The sequence below is a fragment of the Microbacterium sp. LWH11-1.2 genome (genome assembly GCF_038397745.1).
GTDB lineage: Bacteria > Actinomycetota > Actinomycetes > Actinomycetales > Microbacteriaceae > Microbacterium.
Genome location: NZ_CP151636.1, coordinates 2,552,894 through 2,571,587, shown reverse-complemented (window position 1 = coordinate 2,571,587; position 18,694 = coordinate 2,552,894). Strand labels below are relative to the sequence as shown.

The window sequence follows — 18,694 nt, the reverse complement described above, 5'->3', positions numbered from 1 at the left end:
CGCTCAGGACCCCGCGAGCCGGTAGCCGACGCCGCGCACTGTCTCGATGAGGCGACGGTCCCCGGTCTTCCGGCGGATCGCGCCGACGTGGACCTCCAGCGAGTGCCCGAAGCCCCGCCAGTCGGTGTTCCACACCTCGCGGATCAGACGCTCCTTCGGCACGGCGACGCCGGGATACCGCGCGAGCACGGCCACGATGTCGAACTCCTTGCGGGTGAGGTCGATCGGACCGCCCTCGACGAGCACCTGACGGGCCACGAGGTCGATCTGCACGTCGCCCCCGTCGAGCAGCACCCGTGCCTCCGACTCGGCGCGCATCGGTCGCGAGCGCCGCGTCACCGCCTCGATCCGCGCCAGGAGCTCGTGCACGTCATACGGCTTCACGACGAAGTCGTCGGCGCCGGCGCGGAGCCCCTTGATGCGTTCGGTGACCTGATTGCGGGCCGTGACGATCACGATCGGCACATCCGACCTGCCCCGGATGCGACGGCACAGGTCGATCCCGTCGACGTCCGGCAGACCGAGGTCGAGCAGCACGACCTCGGTGTCGACGCCGAGCAGGTCGAGCGCCGCGGCGCCGTCGGACGCGCGGACGGTGGCGTAGCCGGAGCGCGCCAGGAACGCCTCGAGCGCAGCAGCGACCCGCTCGTCGTCCTCCACGATCAGAATCCGCATCGACTCTGCTCCCCGCGATCCCGCATCAGCCCACCGCGTCAGCCCGGCGACGAAGCCCGCTGGGCGAAGGCGCTCTCGTAGAGGCACACGCTGGCAGCGGTCGCGAGGTTCAGCGATTCGGCGCGGCCGAAGATGGGCAGCTTGAGGACCCGGTCCGCGAGGGCGAGAGCGTCGTCTTCCAGACCACGGGCCTCGTTGCCGAACAGCCAGCCTGTGGGCTCGGCCAGGAGGCCCTGCGCTCGCGCCTCGAGCAGGTCGTCGCCCTTCACGTCGGCGGCCAGGATGCGCAGACCCGCGTCATGCGCGCGCTTCACCACATCGGCGAGGTCTCCCGCCACCGAGACCGGCAGGTGGAAGAGCGATCCGGTCGTGGCGCGGACGACCTTCGGGTTGTACGGATCGACAGTGCGTCCGGTCAGCACGACGGCATCCGCACCCGCGGCATCCGCGGCGCGGATGATCGTGCCGAGGTTCCCGGGATCCCGCACCTCCTCGCAGATCGCGACCAGACGAGGGGACGCGGCGAAGATGTCGCGCACCGACGTCGGCGTCTGATGGACGACCGCGACGAGGCCCTGCGGGGTGACCGTGTCTGCCATGGCGTTGAGCACGTATTCCGTCACGTACTCGACGTCGATGTCGGCCTCTCCGGCCTTCGCGCGGATGTCCGGATGCTTCTCCCAGCCGTTCGGGGTCGCGAAGAGCTCGACGATCGCCTCGGGACGGTAGGTGAGCGCTTCACGGACGGCCTGCGGACCTTCGAGAAGGAACAGGCCCGTCTCGGTGCGAGCACTGCGTTTGGTCAGCTTCGCCACGGCGCGGACTCGGGGGGAGCGGGGGTTCTCCAGCACGATCACAGTCTAGGAGGCGCACGGCCGCTTCCCGCACCATCGGGATAAGGTGCGTCCATGGCGAACGATCCCCCGGCGACCCGTGCCCGCCGGCGGACCGCACTCGCCGTCCTCGCCGCGACGACGATCGGTCTCGGACTGTTCATCCATCGCAGCGTCGGCGGAACGGTCGGCGACATCTCCGGCGACGCCCTCTACGCCGTGCTCATCTACCTGCTCACAGCCCTCGTCGCACCGCGGGCGCCTCGTCCGCTGGTCGCGGCGTTCGCGTTCGCGGTATGCACCGCCGTCGAACTGCTGCAGCTCACCGCGCTCCCGCGCGAAGCGGCGTCGGTGTTCCCGCCGATCGAGCTCGTCCTCGGATCCGGCTTCGACGCACGGGACATCGTCGTCTACGCGACGGCCGTCGCCGCGGCATCCGTCATCGACATCGCCATCACGCGAATCCGCGTCGGCGCCGCATCCGAGAACGACGAAGGGCGCCCTCCCGAAGGAGAGCGCCCTGTCTGAAGAGGTGCTTACGCAGCCGACTTCGGTGCGTTGACGTCGGAGGGCAGAGCCTTCTTCGCCGTCTCGACCAGCGTCGTGAACGTCGCTGCGTCGTTGACCGCGAGGTCGGCGAGCATGCGACGGTCGACCGTGACACCCGCGAGGCCGAGGCCCTGGATGAAGCGGTTGTACGTGATGCCGTTCTGGCGTGCCGCAGCGTTGATGCGCTGGATCCAGAGACGACGGAAGTCGCCCTTGCGCTTGCGACGGTCCCGGTACGAGTAGACCAGGGAGTGGATGACCTGCTCCTTGGCCTTCCGGTACAGGCGCGAACGCTGTCCACGGTATCCGGACGCGCGCTCGAGGATGACGCGGCGCTTCTTGTGGGCGTTTACTGCCCGCTTGACTCTTGCCATTTTCCTGGGTTCCTATTCGTGCGTTCGGCGCGTCAGCGGCCGAGAAGCTTCTTCGCGACCTTGGTGTCAGCCTTCGAGAGCACCTGGTCCTGGTTCAGACGACGGGTGCGACGGCTCGACTTGTGCTCGAGGTTGTGGCGCATCCCGGCCTGCTGCTTCTTCAGCTTGCCGCTGCCGGTGATCTTGAAGCGCTTCTTAGCACCCGAGTGGGTCTTCTGCTTCGGCATCTTCTCTTCCTTCGTATGGCGCCTTCTCAGGCGACGGTGTCAACCCGCGGTGCGGGAGTTCTGGGGGCGGATGTCACTCCGCCGGAGCGGCAGCCGGAGCTTCCGACTCGCTCTTGGCTTCGCGCGAGGCCTGCTTGTTCGCGGCGCGCTGCGCGTCGCGGACGGCGTTCTGCTCCGCCTTGGCCTCGGACTTGTTCTTCAGCGGTGCGACCACCATGACCATGTTGCGACCGTCGATCGTCGGGTTCGACTCGACCGTGCCGAGTTCGGCGACGTCCTCGGCGAACTTGCGGAGGAGACGGACACCCTGCTCGGGGCGCGACTGCTCGCGACCGCGGAACAGGATCATGGCCTTGACCTTGTCACCGGCCTTGAGGAAGCCCTCGGCGCGCTTGAGCTTGGTCGTGTAGTCGTGAGCTTCGATCTTCAGACGGAAGCGGACTTCCTTGAGGATCGTGTTCGCCTGGTTGCGACGAGCTTCCTTCGCCTTCTGCGCGGCCTCGTACTTGAACTTGCCGTAGTCCATGATCTTGACCACGGGCGGCTTCGAGTTGGGCGCGACCTCGACGAGGTCGAGGTCGGCTTCCTGCGCAAGGCGCAGCGCCGCCTCGATGCGGACGACGCCGATCTGCTCACCCGCGGGGCCGACGAGGCGGACCTCGGGGACGCGGATGCGCTCATTGGTGCGGGGATCGCTGATAGGTGCTCCTTAGACGATGTGATTCGGCCACCGCGACGCTGGATGCATCACAGGCGAATTCGGAATCGTCCCCCACCCACCGGCATTCAGACGCCGGCTCGCACCCTGCTACCGGCTCGATCTCACGATCGGAGCCGGCGGAGTGCTGGACCCGGTAGCCTTGAACGGCAAGCGCGGGTGGGAAGTGAATCCTCTTTCGTACCGGAGCATGACGCTCCGGAGCCCGCCAAAGTCTAACAGAAGGCAAGGCGAAGTGACGAACCAGGCACCGGACGAGGCTGCACGCGAGCGCGAAGAGCGCTGGGCACGACAGGAGGAGGCAGCGTCATCCGCCACCCGGGACATCGCGGACGTCCCGGCCGTCGAGGTGATCACCACCGCGGCCGTGCATCTCATGAGCGCGGCAGCCGTGAAGCTCGGCCTCGCCGATGACCCCGCCGCGGGCGCACAGCTCGACCTCGACGAGGCCCGCAAGCTCATCAACGCCCTCGCCGGGCTCATCACCGCCGGCGCCCCCGAGATCAGCGACATGCACGCGCGCTCCCTGCGCGACGGGCTTCGCTCCCTCCAGCTCGCCTTCCGCGAGGCCTCCTCCATCCCCGACCCGATCGGCAAGGGGCCCGGGGAGAAGTGGACGGGGCCGGTCAACTAGTTCTCGTGGTGGGGTAGGCAGAATCTGCGGGGCGGGCGCAGCGATCCCGCCTTCGCTCGCAGAGCGGGGGCCCTCCCGCTGCGCGGGCCCCTCCCGATGCTCGCTCCCGGCGGGATCGCTGCGCCCGCAGGTCTCGGAGCAATGACGCGGATTCGTTGAGGGCGACGGGGAAGTACGTGCGCCTTCGCGGGGTCAGGGTTCCAGGACGAGGGGCGGGGTCGTCGAGGGGCCGCCGCACTGCTCCGTGGAGTGAGTCCAGGTGATGGCGTGCTCCTGCTCGGCGAGGAGGGTGCCGTCGGCGGCGAAGACGTGCGCGGTGACGGCGTCGGGAACGGCCAGGAAGAGGAACTCGCCGGGCTCCTCCCCCACGAACGGGACGGTCGGATCGGTGGACGGAGTCTCCTGGCCGTCGGGGCCGACGGAACAGCCGCCGGGCACGCACAGCTGCACCCAGACGTCGTCACCGTAGGCGCCGGCATCCACCGTCAGGACGCTGACGTAGCCGATCGCCGGGCAGGCGTTCATCGCACAGCCGGTCAGAGCCGGAAGCAGAAGCGCTGCCGTCAGGATCGTGGTCGCCGCTCTGCGCATGCGGCCACCCTAACGAACCTGATCAGACGCTGCGGCGGAGCTTCACCGTGAGCGAGTCGGCGAGCACGGCGATGCGGTCGTCGGATGCCCAGCGCTGCGCGAGACGTGCGAGGACCGCATCGAGCACCTCGCGCTCCATGCCGTCGACGAGCTCGAGGATGACGATCAGTTCCGGTCCGCGCAGGCGCGCGTCGGGATCGCCGGCGGCGACCGCGACGTCGATCACGGCGAGTTCGTGCGCCACACTCGCCTGGAGGGCGCCGAACACCTCGGGCGAGAGGAAGCTCGGCTCCCACGCGTGCCCTTGCGCGATCGCCCACACCGCGGGTCGACGGATGACGAACTCGGTGTCGGATGTCGGATCGAGCACGATGAGGTCGGTGTCATCCGCGGATGCCGCGAGAGCGGCTCTCGTGGCCTCCACGGGGATCGGACGCGCCGCGGCATCCCAGCGCTGCATCGACTCGACCGAGGAGAAGACCGGCTGCACCCGGCGACCGTCGGGGGCTGCGACCGTGACGATCGAGAGCTCTTGGGTCTTGTCGACCGTGAGGCCGGTGGGGCCGACGCCGTCGTCGCCCTTCTCGGCGACCAAGGGGATCAGGACGCGTGCGGAGCGGAACGCGTCGACGACCTCGACCTGCGACCCGTCGCCGGAGCGGAAGCGCAGCAGCGCATCGAGCAGCGCCGGATCTGCGGAGCCGTCGTCGTCTGTGTGCGGATTCGACTCGAAGCTGCGCCCCTCCCAGGGCACGCCGGCGGAGTCGGCACGGTTTTCCGCGCGGGCGGCGCCGTCGCCATGCCCGCAGGCGTCGTCAGTCCCCTGCGACATCCAGCGCCTCAGCCAGCGTGAACGCCCCGGCATACAGCGCCTTGCCGACGATCGCGCCTTCGATGCCGAGCGGCACGAGCTCGCGGAGCGCGGCGATGTCATCGAGGTTCGAGATGCCGCCCGAGGCGACGACGGGCTTGGGAGTGCGCGAGGCGACCTCGCGCAGCAGCTCCAGGTTCGGGCCGCGCAGCGTGCCGTCCTTGGTCACATCGGTGACGACGTAGCGGCTGCATCCGGCATCCTCGAGGCGGTCGAGCACCTCCCAGAGGTCACCGCCCTCCTTCGTCCAGCCGCGGGCGGCGAGCGTCGTGCCACGCACGTCCAGGCCGACCGCGATCGCCTCGCCGTAGCGGCCGATCACGTCGGCGGCCCACTCCGGGTTCTCCAGCGCGGCGGTGCCGAGGTTGATGCGGGTCGCACCGCTCTCCAGGGCCGCCTCCAGGGTCGCGTCGTCGCGGATGCCGCCGGACAGCTCGACGTTGACCTGCTTGAACTGCTTGATGACCTTGCGGAGGATCGGCGCGTTGCTGCCACGGCCGAAGGCCGCGTCGAGATCGACGAGGTGGATCCACTGCGCGCCCTGCGACACCCACTCCCCTGCCGCGTCCAGAGGGTCGCCGTAGCTCGTCTCCGTGCCGGCCTCGCCCTGAGTCAGACGAACGGCCTTGCCGCCGGCGACATCGACCGCGGGGAGGAGCGTGAGCGAGGGGGACTGCGCGAAGTCGTTCATGGGTTCCTAAGCTCGGAATATCAGATCCGTGGTCCGGCACACCCGTCTCGGACGCACGAGAACTGAGGGTACCGCTCCCGTGGGCGGCCTCCAAATGCGCGAGAAATGCACGCGAAATGCAGGAGCTAGGCTGAGGGATCATGTCCGGACCGCACGAAGACGCCACACCCTCCGCGGCCCCGCCCGCGCACGGGGACCAGCCGCCGCTCGTCGAGTCGGTCCCGCTCTTCCCCGCGGATGTCCCCCCGGTGCCGCCGCTGCCGACGACCGCGTCCGCGCCGCAGCCGCCTTATCGGCGCACGCGAGCCGAGGCCCGCGAAGTGCGGATGGCGGAGGACCGCGACGACCAGTTCCCCGAGGACACCGTGCCGAGGCCGGCCGCGGCCGCGCCCACTCCTGCGAGTCCGTCGCGTGCGGCATCCGCGCCCGAGCAGCCGGCGGTCCCGGCATCCGCGCCGCCTCCGCCGTCATCACCTGCGGTCGCCCCGTCGGCACCTGCCGCGCCTCCGGTCGTCGCGTCGTCGCCCGTCTCCTCCACGCCTGTCTCACCCGCACCCGCCGGTCCGCCACCCGCCTTCGCCGTGCCCCCGGCCACCCCGCACCCTGTCTTCGCTCCGACGCCTGGTGCGCCTGCCGCCGTCGAGCCGGCATCCCGTCGCGAGCTGCGCGAGCGGAACTCCTTCCTGCAGACGGAGCGTCCGGAGGAGCCGGCACGCGATGGAGCGCGCGGTGTCCTGAACCGGATCGGCTTCCGCGTGCGCCCCTCCGCCCAGGAGCAGTCGGCACGCGACGACGAGCTCGCCGTGAGCCAGCACTGGCCGGGCCCCCGCACGATCGCCGTCGTGAACGGCAAGGGCGGCGCCGGTAAGACCCCGACGACGATCCTGCTCTCCGCCGTGTTCGCACGGTACGGCGGCGCGGGCGTGCTGGCCTGGGACAACAATCAGACCCGGGGCACTCTCGGCTGGCGGACCGACACGGGACCGCACGACCGCACACTGCTCGAGCTGCTCCCCGACGTCGAGCGGCTGCTCGGAACCGGCGCCCAGTCCGCCGACCTCGCGCACTTCATGCACCACCAGCCGCGGGAGAAGTACGACGTGCTGCGCTCGAAGCCGATCCGGCTCGCGCATGAGAACCGTCTGAGCCCCGCCGACGTGGACGCGATCCACGCGGTCGCCGCGAAGTTCTACCGGCTCATCATCATCGACTCGGGCAACGACGAATCCGACCCCATGTGGCTGCGCATGATCGATCATGCCGACCAGCTGGTGGTCGCGACGACGACGCGCGCCGATCACGCCGAGGCCGGCGCACTGCTCCTCGAGGCTCTCGAGGATCGCGACGAGCGCTCCGCACGGCTCGCGAGGAGCTCGGTCGTCGTGGTCTCCCAAGCCGACCCCAAGGCGACCCCGACCGAGGTCGAGCACGTCGTGAGCGGCTACCAGTCGCTGGCCCGCGATGTCGTCAGCATCCCGTTCGACCACGAGATGGTCGACGGGCACCTGCGTTACGGAGCGCTCGCGAAGCGCACGCAGCGCGCCTGGCTGGCCGCCGGAGCGTCGGTCGCCCGAGGGTTCTGAGCCGTAGGCGTCAGAGGCTCTCGACCCAGTTCCGCAGCAGCTGGATTCCGGCCTCGCCCGACTTCTCGGGGTGGAACTGCGTGGCCGACAGGGGCCCGTTCTCCACGGCGGCGAGGAAGGGATCGCCGTACGTCGACCACGTGAGCACGGGCTGCGGGAACGGCGGGATGACGTCGAGTTCCCAGGACTGGGCGGCGTACGAATGCACGAAGTAGAAGCGCTCCTGCTCGATCCCGCGGAACAGGACGCTGTCGACGCCGGGCTCGACCGTGTTCCAGCCCATGTGCGGCAGCACGGGCGCGTTGAGCTCGGTGACGGCGCCCGGCCACTCCCCGAGGCCCTCGGTGTCGTGACCCCGCTCGACTCCGTGCGCGAACAGCACCTGCATGCCGACGCAGATGCCGAGCACCGGGCGACCGCCGGCGAGGCGACGGTCGATGATCTCGTCTCCGCCGTGCGCATGCAGCGCGTCGCGCACGGCCTGGAACGCGCCGACGCCGGGCACGAGCAGACCGTCGGCCTCGAGCGCCTCCTTGCGGTCGCGCGTGAGGATGGCGTCTGCACCGGCCGCGACGAGCGCCTTGACCGCCGAGTGGACGTTGCCCGACTCGTAGTCGAAGACGGCGACCCTGGGCGCTCGGCTCACAGCGCGCCCTTGGTGGACGGCACGCCGTCGACCAGCGGGTCGAGGGCCTTGGCCTGGCGGAACGCACGGGCGAAGGCCTTGAACTCCGCCTCGGCGATGTGGTGCGGATCGCGACCACCGAGCACGCGCACGTGCACCGTCAGCGCCGCGTTGAAGGCGATGGCCTCGAACACGTGCCGCACGAGCGAACCCGTGAAGTGTCCTCCGATGAGGTGGTGCTCGAACCCTGCGGGCTCCCCCTCGTGCACGAGGTACGGGCGTCCGGAGATGTCGACGACGGCCTGCGCGAGAGCTTCGTCGAGCGGCACGAGTGCGTCGCCGTAGCGCGAGATGCCCGACTTGTCGCCGAGCGCCTGCAGGATCGCCTGACCGAGCACGATCGAGACGTCTTCGACGGTGTGGTGCGCGTCGATGTTCGTGTCGCCCGATGCGCGGACGGTGAGATCGGTCAGCGAGTGTTTCGCGAAGGCGGTGAGCATGTGGTCGAAGAACGGCACGGAGGTGTCGATGCGCGAGGCTCCGGTGCCGTCGAGGTTCAGCTCGAGTTCGACGGTGGACTCCGACGTGCTGCGCACACGGCTCGCGGTGCGCGGGTTCTGGGCGAGAGTGCTCATGATGCCGATCCTATCGAGGCCAGGGCATCGAGGAATGCGGTGGTCTCGGCCTCGGTGCCCGCCGTCACGCGGAGGTGACCCGGGATGCCGACGTCGCGGATGAGCACGCCGCGTTCGTACAGCTGCTGCCACGTCGCGCGCGGGTCGGCGACGCCGCCGAAGAGGACGAAGTTCGACCAGGATTCGTGGGGCGTGTATCCCAGCGCCTCGAGCGTCGCCGAGATGCGGTCGCGCTGCTCGACGATCTCCTCGACCATGCCGAGCATGACGTCGGAGTTGCGCAGCGCGGCGACCGCCGCCGCCTGGGTGAGGGCGCTGAGGTGGTACGGCAGCCGCACCAGGCGCAGCGCGTCGATGAAGGCGGGATCCGCAGCGAGGTAGCCCACGCGCGCGCCGGCGAAGGCGAACGCCTTGCTCATGGTGCGGGAGACGGCCAGACGCGGGCGTCCTTCGAGGAGTGTCAGAGCGGATGCCGCGTCGCGCGGCGCGAACTCCTGATACGCCTCGTCCACGACCACGATGCCGCGCGCCTCTTCGTACACCGCTTCGACGACGTCGAGTCCGAGCGGGGTGCCCGTCGGGTTGTTCGGCGAGCAGAGCAGGATCACGTCGGGATCGACCGCACGGACCTGCTCCGCCGCTTCGTCGGGCGTGATCGTGTAGTCGGGCTGACGGGTGCCCGCGACCCAGCGCGCCCCCGTTCCCTGCGAGATGAGCGGGTACATGGAGTACGTCGGCGCGAAGCCGAACGCCGTGCGCCCAGGGCCGCCGAACGCCTGCAGGATGTGCTGGAGGACCTCGTTCGAGCCGTTGCCCGCCCAGATCTGATCCGATGTGAGGCCGTGACCGAGATACTCGGCGAATCCCTCGCGCAGTGTCGTGAACTCACGATCCGGGTACCGGTTCACATCGCGCAGCGCGACGGCGATGTCGTCGAGGATGTCGCTCGCGACCGCATCGGGCACGGGATGCGTGTTCTCGTTGACATTCAACGCGATGGGGAGCGGCGCCTGCGGCGCACCGTACGGGGTGAGCCCGCGAAGATCGTCACGGAGCGGGAGGGCATCGAGTGAGGAAGTCACCCTTCCATGCTAGGCCGCGCGCCCTCCGCGTGACGCACCCCTCCCCTTGGGTTCCTGAGCCTGCCGAAGGATGGGTTCCTGAGCCTGCCGAAGGATGGGTTCCTGAGCCTGCCGAAGAATGGGTTCCTGAGCCCGTCGAAGGACTGAGCCTGCCGAAGGGTCAGTTCGAGTACTGCGCAGGGATCGCGAGCTCCTGGCCGATCTGCAGGGCCCCGCCGCGCAGCATGTTGAGACGGCTGATCTCGCCGATCACGTCGCGCGGGTCGGCGGTGGGGGCGACCGTGTTGGCGATCGACCAGAGCGTGTCACCGGGGAGAACCGTCACGGTCTGGAAGTCCGCGCTGCTGAAGCTGCTGGCAGTGTCGTCGCCCGCGGCGATGGCGCTGCCTCCGCTGATCGCCGCGAAGGCGATGCCGACCGCGAGCGGAACCGCGGAGAGGGCGAGCAGCACACCACGACCACGAGCCGTCAGTCGCAGTCGCGACCGGGTCGCCGGGCGTGCCGGGATGACCGCTGCGGTGCTGATGCTGATGCTGCTCATGTCGGGCTCCTTACCCTGTCCCCGTCGGCGAGGCCGGCGGTGAAGTTGGCGTAGCGTTCGCATTCGCGTCTCGGCCGGGAGCCGTGAATGCGAAGCTACGTTCCGAAGATATCTTCGAGTTCGAACATCTGTCAACTGTTCTTCGAAATCGGACCCCCGAATCTTCCGACACGCTCGAACAGATCTTCCAGATCAGGCCGATTCTCGGATACGGTTTCGATAAGAACACCCCACCACGGGCCTCCGACATTCGAAGAGGAACGTCGGATCGCGTACTGAAGGAGCACCATGAGCGAGAACTCAGCCCCGGAGCAGGAGGCCCCTCGGACGCGCCGTCGGAAGAGCCTCAGCCCGAAGCAGATGGCGATCCTCGAGGTCATCCAGACCTCCATCGCCCACCACGGCTACCCGCCGAGCATGCGCGAGATCGGCGATGCGGTCGGACTCAAGTCGCTCTCGAGCGTGACCCACCAGCTCGGACAGCTCGAGCTGAGCGGCTACCTGCGCCGCGATCCGGGCAAGACCCGCGCGATGGAGGTGCTGATCGACCTTCCCGGTACGAGCGGCGAGAACCCGGCAGACGTGGCCACACCGGTCGGCGATGCCGCTCTCGTACCGCTCGTCGGCCGGATCGCGGCCGGGGTGCCCATCACGGCGGAGCAGCAGGTCGAGGAGATCTTCCCGCTCCCCCGCCAGCTGGTCGGCAAGGGCGATCTGTTCATGCTCAAGGTGTCCGGGGAGTCGATGATCGATGCGGCGATCTGCGATGGCGACTGGGTCGTCATCCGTTCGCAGAACAGCGCGGAGAACGGCGAGATCGTCGCAGCGATGCTCGACGACGAGGCCACCGTGAAGACATTCCGCCGCCGCGACGGCCACACCTGGCTGCTCCCGCGCAACTCCGCCTTCGAGCCCATCCTCGGCGACGAGGCCACGGTGCTCGGCAAGGTCGTGGCGGTGCTCCGCGCGGTCTGACCGCGCCCCTTCGGCATCCGCCGTCCGCCGGCATGAGAGCCGTCCTCCCGGTTTCGGGAGGCCGTGCTTCGACGGCCGCCTAGGCTCGAACCATGTCGTCCCCGTACGGTTCCTGGCCATCGCCCTTCTCCGCCGCCTCGGTCGCGGCCTCCGCCCCTCGGATCGATGGGGCGCGATTCGTCGGCTCGGAGATCTGGTGGGGCGAGTCGGTGCCGTCCGAGGGAGGGCGCGTGACGGTCCGCAGCTCGAGCGGCGCGGTGATCCTCCCCGCGCCGTGGAGCGCGCGGTCGCGCGTGCACGAGTACGGCGGCGGCGCCTGGACCGCGGATGCCGACGGCACGCTGTACTTCGTCGACGCGGGAGACCAGCGCGTGTACCGGCTCTCACCCGATGCAGGTCCGGTCCCGCTCACCCCCGCAGGTCCTTCGCACGGCGGACTCCGTCTGCAGCAGGGGCGGCTCCTCGCCGTGCGGGAGGACCTCCGCGGAGAAGCGCAGATCCGAGGGATCGTGGAGATCCCGACCGACGGTTCAGCGGCAGCGGATGACGCCGCGATCCGTGCTTTCACGCAGGACGACGCCTTCGTCGCACATCCCGCGCTCTCGCCCGACGGCTCGCGCATCGCCTGGGTCGCGTGGGACGGCGCGCGGATGCCGTGGGAGAGCGCGACACTGGTCATCTCCGAGATCGACGAAGCAGACGACGAAGGCGCGGAAGGCGAGGCGGGCCCCTGGGTCGCCACGCGCGCCGCCCTCCAGCCCGAATGGGTGAGCGACACCGAGCTGCTCTACGCCGACGACCCGACCGGCCGCTGGCAGCTCCAGCGCCTGTCGCTGGTCCCCGGCACACGTGACGGCGCTCCGGAGGCGATCACCTCGAGCGACGCCGACACGGGGTATGGACTCTGGGTGCTGGGCAACCGCTGGTACCAGCCCCTCGCAGACGGCCGCATCGTCGCAGTGCGCACCAACGGCCGCGACGACGTCGTCGAGATCGCCGCCAACGGCTCGACCCGCACCCTCGACGTCCCCTGCGACGGCCACGTGAGCGTCGACGACGTGTCCGGCTCTCGCGTGCTGCTCTCCGGCGGCAGCTCGACGAGCGCACCCGGTGTCTGGTGCGTCGACCTCGATTCCGGCGAGACGATCACGGTCGCCGGCGGCGAACCGGTCGACACCGCCTGGATGCCGCCCACCACCGCGATCCTCGTGGACGGAGGCCAAGGCTCGGTGCATGCGTTCGCCTATGCTCCGGCCAACCCCGAAGCCGCAGCGCCGGAAGGCGAGCTGCCTCCGTACGTGGTCTTCGTCCACGGCGGCCCCACCGCACACGTCACCGGCGCGGCATCCGCCGCCATCGCGTTCTACACCAGCCGGGGCATCGGCGTGCTCGATGTCAACTACGGCGGCTCCACCGGGTACGGTCGCGCCTACCGCGACCGCCTGCACGGGCAATGGGGAATCGTCGACGTCGACGACGTGATCGCCGCCGCGCGCGGCCTCGCTGACGCGGGTCTCGCCGATGCCTCGCGCATCGCGATCCGCGGAAGCTCGGCAGGGGGCTGGACCGTGCTCTCGGCGCTGGTGCGCGGCGGCACCTTCGCCGCCGGGATCAGCCGCTACGGCGTCGCGGACCTCCGGATGCTGGCGGAGCACTCGCACGGCTTCGAGGAGCACTACATCACCGGGCTCGTCGGACCGCTCCCGGAGGCCGAGGGCCTTTACATCGAGCGTTCACCGCTGACGCATGCGGAACGGATAGATGTGCCCGTGCTGCTGATGCAGGGTGCCGAGGACCGAGTCGTGCCGCCGTCGCAGTCGGAGGCCATCCGCGATGCTCTGGCGGCGAGCGGCGTCGAGCACGAGTACGTCGTCTACCCCGGCGAGGGTCACGGCTTCCGCAGCGGGACGACGATCGTGAACGCCCTGGAACGCGAACTGGCCTTCCTGGGGCGGGTGTTCGGCTTCACTCCGAGCCTCTGAGACCGACGAAGCGGACGTGCCACCAGAGCACAAGGGGAACGACGACCAGCTCCAGGACGGTGCTCGCGATGAACACCGGGTGAGGCCATCCGGTGACCACGGCGGAGAGGACCCTGGCAAGGCCACCGATGAAAGCCAGCACGAGCATGGTGCGCAGCACCGTCGCTCGTTCACGCAGGCGGAAGAGCGACCACCACACAGCGACGCCGGCTGCGAGCCAGAACACGTTGACGAAGCGGTACTCGCTGTCGACGCTCGAGGACGTCGGCGACCCGCCCGGCACGGAAGTCGGGCCGAAGATGATCGCGTACAGGCCCGAGGCGACCGCCACCGCACCGAGCACAGCCAGAGTGAGGATGAGCGCGCTCCTCTGCATGACGGTCCTTTCTTGCACGATACGAAGAGAGTGATTACTCTCTCACATTATGGGAGCCAGACGAGATGCGCTAGTCGCCGCCGCTATGAAGCTCTTCGCCGAGCGAGGCTATGACGGAACCTCGGTCGCGGACATCCAGGTATCCGCAGGACTGACGGGTGGATCCGGCGCCCTCTACAAGCACTTCGCCAGCAAGGCGGCTGTCCTCGAAGCCGGGGTGGACACCTACCTCGAGACCCTGAACCAGAACAGCCGCTCGACAGTCGATGATCTGCCGGCCGATCCCCGAGAGGCGTTGCACGTCATCGCATCCAGCGTGATCGACTCGATGACGGCGGACGAAACGATGCTTCGAGTCCTGCTCCGGGACCTCGATCAGCACCCGGAACTCGCCGAACGACTCTGGAAGGGCGTGATGGCCGACGTCTACACGGAGTTGGCCCACTGGATCAGGAGGCAGGTGACGGAAGGAACGATCAGCGTGTCAGATCCCGACGCCGTCGCCGCGGTTCTGATGAGCGCTTTGACTCAATGGCCGATCCTCCAGGCTCTTCTCAAGAAGACTCCGGGGGACCTCACGCGCTCCGCTTTCGTCGCAGCATGGACGGACACCGCAAGCCGCGTCCTCGATCTGCCGCTCTGAGACGGCGACTACTCGCCGACGCGGTTGCGCAGACGCATGGCGCGGTCGGCCTCGCGGGTGTCCTGGCGCTCTCGGAGGGTCTGCCGCTTGTCGTACTCGCGCTTGCCCTTCGCGAGGGCGATCTCGACCTTGGCCCTGCCGTCGGAGAAGTACAGCTTCAGCGGGATCAGCGTGTAGCCGCCGGCCGAGACGGCGTGCGCGATCTTCTCGATCTCCGCGCGGTGCAGCAGAAGCTTGCGGATGCGCTTCGCAGAATGGTTGGTCCAGTGTCCCTGCGAGTACTCCGGGATGTGCACGGAGTCGAGGAACACTTCGTTGCCCTTGACGAACGCATAGCCGTCGCTGAGGTTGGCGCGCCCCTGGCGCAGCGACTTGACCTCGGTGCCGGTGAGCACCATTCCCGCCTCGTACGACTTCTCGATGTTGTAGTCGTGACGGGCGCGACGATTGGTCGCGACGACCTTCTCCCCGCGTTCCCTGGGCATGGTGCTCCTGCTCTCTGTTGTGGCCAGCCCACCAGCCTACATCAGGTGCGAGGCCGGATCAGGTGCGCAGCCAGCGACGGATCGCGAAGCCGGCCGAGAGGGCGGCCAGGATCACGCCGATGCCGATGAGGACGGGCACCACCAGAGCGGCGTCCCCCATCGTGATCCACGTCGTGATGAAGGGGACGCGCCCGCGCAGATAGCCGTTCACGCCGAAGTGCACACCTGCGACCACGGCCGCGCTGGCCAGGGCGGAGCCGAGGAACGCGGCGAACACGCCCTCCAGCACGAAGGGCGTCTGGATGAATCGGTTCGAGGCGCCGACGAGGCGCATGATGCCGATCTCCTTCCGCCGTGCGTACGCCGACAATCGGATGGTCGTGCCGATCAGCAGCGTCGCCGCGATGAGCATCAGCACGGCGATGCCGACCGCGATGTAGGTCGCGACGGTCAACGCGGAGAAGAGCGGTTCGAGGTACTGGAGCTGGTCCTGCACCTGCTCGACACCGGCCTGTCCGCTGAAGGCCTCGGCGAGCACCTGCGACTGACCCGGATCCTTCATCGTCACGAAGAACACCTCGAACGCCTGGTCGGGCGTCAGCACGCTCGCCTGATCCGCGCCGAGCTGGTCGACGAGCTTCTGGTACGTCTCTTCCCTCGTGTCGAAGGTCATCGAGCTGATCAGCGGAGCGAGAGCCTCGCCTTCCAGCTGCGCGCGGACGGCCTCGACCTGCTCCTCGCTCGCCGTCCCGTCGATGCATGTCTCCGCCTCGGAGACCGCCGAGCACATGTACACCGCGACCTGGGCGCGCTCGGCCCAGTAGCCGCGCATGACGCCGATCTGCGACTGCATCAGGATCGCCGCGCCGACGAAGGTCAGCGACACGAACGTGACGAGCACGACGGAGATCACCATCGAGATGTTGCGTCGAAGGCCACCCAGGGCCTCGGTGAGGATCAGTCCGATTCTCATGAGGTCGGGCCCACTTCCTCGGCATCGTCGTCGGACAGGCCGAGGCGATCGGCGACGCCGAGCTCCGCGACGTCGACCTGCGGGAGGACGATCGGGTGCGTGCGCGGACCGACAGCGGCCGGCGCCTGCTCCTCGACGGGTTCGCGCCGAGCCTCGCTCGGTGCACTGGGGGCAGCGGCATCCGCCTTCTGCGCTCCGGGCTCCGTCGGCCGGGTGAAGGCGGGTGCCGTCTGCGCGACGGGGGCGGGAGCGGATGCCGCGGCCTTGCGCTGCGCGTCGAGCTCCTCGGCGAGAGCGGCTCGCACCACGGAGAGGTCGGCGGTCTGCCGCTGCACCTCCTGCACGGCCGTCAGTGCGGCGGCCGCTGCGGCGCCGCGCACCTCCTCCGGCACGAGCCGCGGGATGTTCGATGTATCGCCGTAACCGCCGTGCACCTCGTCGCGCACCATCTCGCCGTCGCTGAGCTCGATCACGCGACGCTGCATGGCGTCGACGAAGCCGGCCTCGTGCGTCGCCATCAGCACAGTGGTGCCTCCGGCGTTGATGCGGGCGAGCAGCTGCATGATGTCGACCGAGGTCCCGGGGTCGAGGTTTCCGGTCGGTTCGTCGGCGAGCAGCACCTGCGGACGGTTGACCAGGGCGCGGGCGATGGCGACACGCTGCTGCTCACCGCCGGACAGCTCGTGCGGCATCCGCTTCTGCTTGCCGTCGAGCCCCACGAGGGCGAGTGCCTCGGGGACCGCCTGCTGGATGAACCCACGGGACGATCCGGTCACCTGGAGCGTGAAGGCCACGTTCTGGTACACCGTCTTCGACGGCAGGAGCCGGAAGTCCTGGAACACCGAGCCGATGTGGCGACGGAAGTACGGCACCTTCCCGTTGGCGAGGGAGCGCAGGTCGCGCCCGAGCACGGCGACGCGGCCCGATGTGGGCACGTCCTCGCGCAGGATCAACCGCAGACAGGAGGACTTGCCGGAACCCGAAGCGCCGACGAGGAAGACGAACTCCCCGCGCTGCACTTCGAAGTCGACACCGGACAGCGCGGGCTTCGACGTTCCGCGGTAGCGTTTCGTGACGTTCTCGAACCGAATCATGGCGCTACGAGCCTAAGCGCCGCCTCTCGTCATGCCGCGAGCGACACCCCGCGCGGCGCACGCCGCCATGGGCGATCGTCCCGACGATATGGACCTGATCGGCGTCGCACTCCACTGCTATACATGGAGTGGCGACACACGCGATTCCGCGCGCCGAGAACTTCGAGGGGGACACCATGACGACACCTGCCGGTTGGTACGACGACGGATCCGGACGCCAGCGCTGGTGGGACGGCCAGCAGTGGACGGAGCACTTCGCCCCCGAGGCCCCGGCCGCTCCTGAGGTCGCCGGTGTTCCGGAGGTTCCCGCTGCAACCGAGGCGCCGGCTGCTACCGAGACGCCCGTCGCCGAGACGCCCGTCGCCGAGACCCCGGTCGTCGAGCAGCTTCCTGCTGTCGACGAGACCCCGGCAGCGGATGTCGTCGTTCCCGCGGAGACCCCGATCACCCCCGACGATGCGGCCGTGGAGTCCGCTCCGCATGCCGTCGAGGAAACGGTCGTCGCTCCCGAGGCCCCGCAGGACTGGGCCGCTCCCGCTGCCCCCGCGGCCGCCGCGGCTCCGTACGGAGCCGCGGGGTACCCGGGATCGACCCCGGTCGTCCCGCCCGTCCCCCCTGTCCCCCAGGGCGGCGCACCGGTGTACCCCGGCGCCACGGCTCCGGCATACCCTGCTGCTCCCGGCGTCTACCCGGCCACCGGCGGCGGCTATCCCGCGGCCGGCGCATACGCCGCGGGCGGGTACCCGGCATCGGCTCCGTATGCGGCCCCCGCTCCGACGGGACCGCAGAAGATGTCGATCCTCGGACTCGTCGGACTCGGCCTCGCCGCGCTCGGCCTGATTCTCGCCTTCATCCCGTTCACGCTGCCGTTCGCGTGGGTCCTGCTCGCCGCGGGCTTCATCGTGTCGCTCATCTCCCTGTTCCTCAAGGGAAAGAAGTGGCCGGGCTTCACGGGTCTCGGCGTCTCCATCGTCGGCGCCATCGTCGCCTTCATCATGGGCTTCGTCTTCCTCTTCGCTCTCGCGAACGAGATCGAGGACGCGATCCCGGATCCGATCCCCACCTCCGACTCAGGAACCGATGACGGCACCGACGAGAGCGCACCGCCCGCCGATGTCGCCGAGGGCAGCATGGGTGAACCCGTCACCGTGCAGCAGATGTCCGGCACCGGAGAGCTGACGGTGAACTCCGCGACCTGGAGCCCGACGAATGACTCCGGCTTCGACCCCACCAACGGCGGCTACCTGCTCGTCGACCTGACGTGGAAGACGCTCGACGGCACGACCTACGTGAACCCGCTCTACTTCTCGATCGAGACCGCCGAGGGCGCGGCGGGCGACTACGACATCTTCGGCGACGCGACCCTCGAGTCCAGCGAGCTTCCCGCCGGGCAGACGACACAGGGAACGGTCTCGTTCGACGTCGCGCAGAGCGGTTCGTACGTCATCATCATCACGGATGAGCTCCTTCAGGAGGTCGCACGGGTGACGGTGGAGCCCTCGGCCGGCTGACCGCCGACCACAGAGAAGACAACAGG

At 69.2% G+C, this 18,694-nt stretch carries 23 protein-coding genes; 7 read left to right on the top strand and 16 right to left on the bottom strand.

Features of this window, described 5'->3' with window-relative positions; all coding sequences use genetic code 11:
- Window positions 1-3: 3 nt before the first annotated feature.
- Window positions 4-675 carry a response regulator transcription factor gene (locus MRBLWH11_RS12430; RefSeq protein ID WP_116636336.1) on the bottom strand — a complete coding sequence of 224 codons (672 nt, stop codon included), beginning with the start codon at window positions 673-675 and terminating at the stop codon, window positions 4-6.
- A gap of 38 nt (window positions 676-713) precedes the next feature.
- Entirely contained in the window at window positions 714-1,526 is an 813-nt protein-coding gene (locus MRBLWH11_RS12425; RefSeq protein WP_341945094.1) for an RNA methyltransferase, read from the bottom strand.
- Window positions 1,527-1,583: 57 nt separating this feature from the next.
- Here MRBLWH11_RS12425 and MRBLWH11_RS12420 point away from each other — a divergent pair, with 57 nt between their 5' ends.
- The gene (locus MRBLWH11_RS12420) at window positions 1,584-2,036 is read left to right on the top strand and encodes a DUF2809 domain-containing protein (protein WP_341945093.1); all 453 of its coding nucleotides are present in this window, start codon (window positions 1,584-1,586) and stop codon (window positions 2,034-2,036) included.
- Window positions 2,037-2,044: 8 nt separating this feature from the next.
- Here MRBLWH11_RS12420 and rplT read toward each other — a convergent pair whose 3' ends face one another.
- The 3 genes from rplT to infC all read right to left on the bottom strand — a co-directional run bounded on the left by rplT (window position 2,045) and on the right by infC (window position 3,358).
- On the bottom strand, window positions 2,045-2,431 hold the full coding sequence (gene rplT / locus MRBLWH11_RS12415; protein WP_045252681.1) for a 50S ribosomal protein L20: 387 nt from the start codon (window positions 2,429-2,431) through the stop codon (window positions 2,045-2,047).
- A 32-nt stretch (window positions 2,432-2,463) separates the two neighbouring features.
- Window positions 2,464-2,658: a 50S ribosomal protein L35 gene (gene rpmI, locus MRBLWH11_RS12410; protein WP_017828564.1), complete on the bottom strand. Its 195-nt coding sequence runs from the start codon at window positions 2,656-2,658 to the stop codon at window positions 2,464-2,466.
- A 73-nt stretch (window positions 2,659-2,731) separates the two neighbouring features.
- The gene (gene infC / locus MRBLWH11_RS12405; protein ID WP_116636339.1) at window positions 2,732-3,358 is read right to left on the bottom strand and encodes a translation initiation factor IF-3; all 627 of its coding nucleotides are present in this window, start codon (window positions 3,356-3,358) and stop codon (window positions 2,732-2,734) included.
- 253 nt (window positions 3,359-3,611) lie between these two features.
- Here infC and MRBLWH11_RS12400 point away from each other — a divergent pair, with 253 nt between their 5' ends.
- Window positions 3,612-4,010 (top strand): DUF1844 domain-containing protein, encoded by a 399-nt coding sequence (locus MRBLWH11_RS12400; protein ID WP_341945092.1) that lies wholly within the window; start codon window positions 3,612-3,614, stop codon window positions 4,008-4,010.
- A 192-nt stretch (window positions 4,011-4,202) separates the two neighbouring features.
- On the opposite strand, the gene MRBLWH11_RS12395 is transcribed toward MRBLWH11_RS12400, so the two are convergent.
- Genes MRBLWH11_RS12395 through priA form a run of 3 tightly spaced genes read right to left on the bottom strand, consistent with a single transcriptional unit; the run spans window position 4,203 to window position 6,163 of the window.
- Complete coding sequence (locus MRBLWH11_RS12395) at window positions 4,203-4,601, bottom strand: hypothetical protein (protein ID WP_341945091.1); 399 nt, start codon at window positions 4,599-4,601, stop codon at window positions 4,203-4,205.
- Between the two features lie 22 nt (window positions 4,602-4,623).
- Complete coding sequence (locus MRBLWH11_RS12390; protein ID WP_341945090.1) at window positions 4,624-5,433, bottom strand: SseB family protein; 810 nt, start codon at window positions 5,431-5,433, stop codon at window positions 4,624-4,626.
- A complete protein-coding gene (gene priA, locus MRBLWH11_RS12385) occupies window positions 5,417-6,163 on the bottom strand; it encodes a bifunctional 1-(5-phosphoribosyl)-5-((5-phosphoribosylamino)methylideneamino)imidazole-4-carboxamide isomerase/phosphoribosylanthranilate isomerase PriA (RefSeq protein WP_116636343.1) in 747 nt (248 codons plus the stop codon). The genes MRBLWH11_RS12390 and priA overlap by 17 nt, the downstream gene beginning before the upstream one ends.
- A 140-nt stretch (window positions 6,164-6,303) precedes the next feature.
- Between priA and MRBLWH11_RS12380 the strand changes: the two genes are divergently transcribed.
- Complete coding sequence (locus MRBLWH11_RS12380) at window positions 6,304-7,746, top strand: AAA family ATPase (protein ID WP_341945089.1); 1,443 nt, start codon at window positions 6,304-6,306, stop codon at window positions 7,744-7,746.
- A 10-nt stretch (window positions 7,747-7,756) separates the two neighbouring features.
- Here MRBLWH11_RS12380 and hisH read toward each other — a convergent pair whose 3' ends face one another.
- The 4 genes from hisH to MRBLWH11_RS12360 form a co-directional block, all read right to left on the bottom strand.
- Window positions 7,757-8,392 (bottom strand): imidazole glycerol phosphate synthase subunit HisH, encoded by a 636-nt coding sequence (gene hisH, locus MRBLWH11_RS12375; protein WP_341945088.1) that lies wholly within the window; start codon window positions 8,390-8,392, stop codon window positions 7,757-7,759.
- Window positions 8,389-9,006, bottom strand: coding sequence for an imidazoleglycerol-phosphate dehydratase HisB (gene hisB / locus MRBLWH11_RS12370; RefSeq protein ID WP_116636477.1), 618 nt, complete (start codon window positions 9,004-9,006; stop codon window positions 8,389-8,391). Before hisB ends, hisH begins: the two co-directional genes overlap by 4 nt.
- Complete coding sequence (locus tag MRBLWH11_RS12365; RefSeq protein ID WP_341945087.1) at window positions 9,003-10,088, bottom strand: histidinol-phosphate transaminase; 1,086 nt, start codon at window positions 10,086-10,088, stop codon at window positions 9,003-9,005. The genes hisB and MRBLWH11_RS12365 overlap by 4 nt, the downstream gene beginning before the upstream one ends.
- A gap of 160 nt (window positions 10,089-10,248) precedes the next feature.
- Window positions 10,249-10,629 carry a LysM peptidoglycan-binding domain-containing protein gene (locus tag MRBLWH11_RS12360; RefSeq protein ID WP_341945086.1) on the bottom strand — a complete coding sequence of 127 codons (381 nt, stop codon included), beginning with the start codon at window positions 10,627-10,629 and terminating at the stop codon, window positions 10,249-10,251.
- Window positions 10,630-10,917: 288 nt separating this feature from the next.
- On the opposite strand from MRBLWH11_RS12360, the gene lexA reads away from it, so the two are divergent.
- Window positions 10,918-11,604: a transcriptional repressor LexA gene (gene lexA, locus MRBLWH11_RS12355; protein WP_116636347.1), complete on the top strand. Its 687-nt coding sequence runs from the start codon at window positions 10,918-10,920 to the stop codon at window positions 11,602-11,604.
- A gap of 92 nt (window positions 11,605-11,696) precedes the next feature.
- Window positions 11,697-13,586 (top strand): prolyl oligopeptidase family serine peptidase, encoded by a 1,890-nt coding sequence (locus MRBLWH11_RS12350; RefSeq protein WP_341945085.1) that lies wholly within the window; start codon window positions 11,697-11,699, stop codon window positions 13,584-13,586.
- On the opposite strand, the gene MRBLWH11_RS12345 is transcribed toward MRBLWH11_RS12350, so the two are convergent.
- Window positions 13,570-13,962 carry a DUF4345 domain-containing protein gene (locus MRBLWH11_RS12345; protein WP_341945084.1) on the bottom strand — a complete coding sequence of 131 codons (393 nt, stop codon included), beginning with the start codon at window positions 13,960-13,962 and terminating at the stop codon, window positions 13,570-13,572. The two genes, MRBLWH11_RS12350 and MRBLWH11_RS12345, sit on opposite strands and share 17 nt — an antisense overlap.
- Before the next feature lie 49 nt (window positions 13,963-14,011).
- Here MRBLWH11_RS12345 and MRBLWH11_RS12340 point away from each other — a divergent pair, with 49 nt between their 5' ends.
- Window positions 14,012-14,605: a TetR/AcrR family transcriptional regulator gene (locus MRBLWH11_RS12340; protein ID WP_341945083.1), complete on the top strand. Its 594-nt coding sequence runs from the start codon at window positions 14,012-14,014 to the stop codon at window positions 14,603-14,605.
- Between the two features lie 8 nt (window positions 14,606-14,613).
- On the opposite strand, the gene smpB is transcribed toward MRBLWH11_RS12340, so the two are convergent.
- Genes smpB through ftsE form a run of 3 tightly spaced genes read right to left on the bottom strand, consistent with a single transcriptional unit; the run spans window position 14,614 to window position 17,157 of the window.
- A complete protein-coding gene (gene smpB / locus MRBLWH11_RS12335; RefSeq protein ID WP_116636349.1) occupies window positions 14,614-15,090 on the bottom strand; it encodes an SsrA-binding protein SmpB in 477 nt (158 codons plus the stop codon).
- Between the two features lie 58 nt (window positions 15,091-15,148).
- The gene (gene ftsX, locus MRBLWH11_RS12330; protein WP_116636350.1) at window positions 15,149-16,063 is read right to left on the bottom strand and encodes a permease-like cell division protein FtsX; all 915 of its coding nucleotides are present in this window, start codon (window positions 16,061-16,063) and stop codon (window positions 15,149-15,151) included.
- The gene (ftsE, locus tag MRBLWH11_RS12325) at window positions 16,060-17,157 is read right to left on the bottom strand and encodes a cell division ATP-binding protein FtsE (protein WP_341945082.1); all 1,098 of its coding nucleotides are present in this window, start codon (window positions 17,155-17,157) and stop codon (window positions 16,060-16,062) included. The genes ftsX and ftsE overlap by 4 nt, the downstream gene beginning before the upstream one ends.
- Window positions 17,158-17,333: 176 nt before the next feature.
- Here ftsE and MRBLWH11_RS12320 point away from each other — a divergent pair, with 176 nt between their 5' ends.
- Entirely contained in the window at window positions 17,334-18,668 is a 1,335-nt protein-coding gene (locus MRBLWH11_RS12320; protein ID WP_341945081.1) for a DUF2510 domain-containing protein, read from the top strand.
- Window positions 18,669-18,694: the final 26 nt, after the last annotated feature.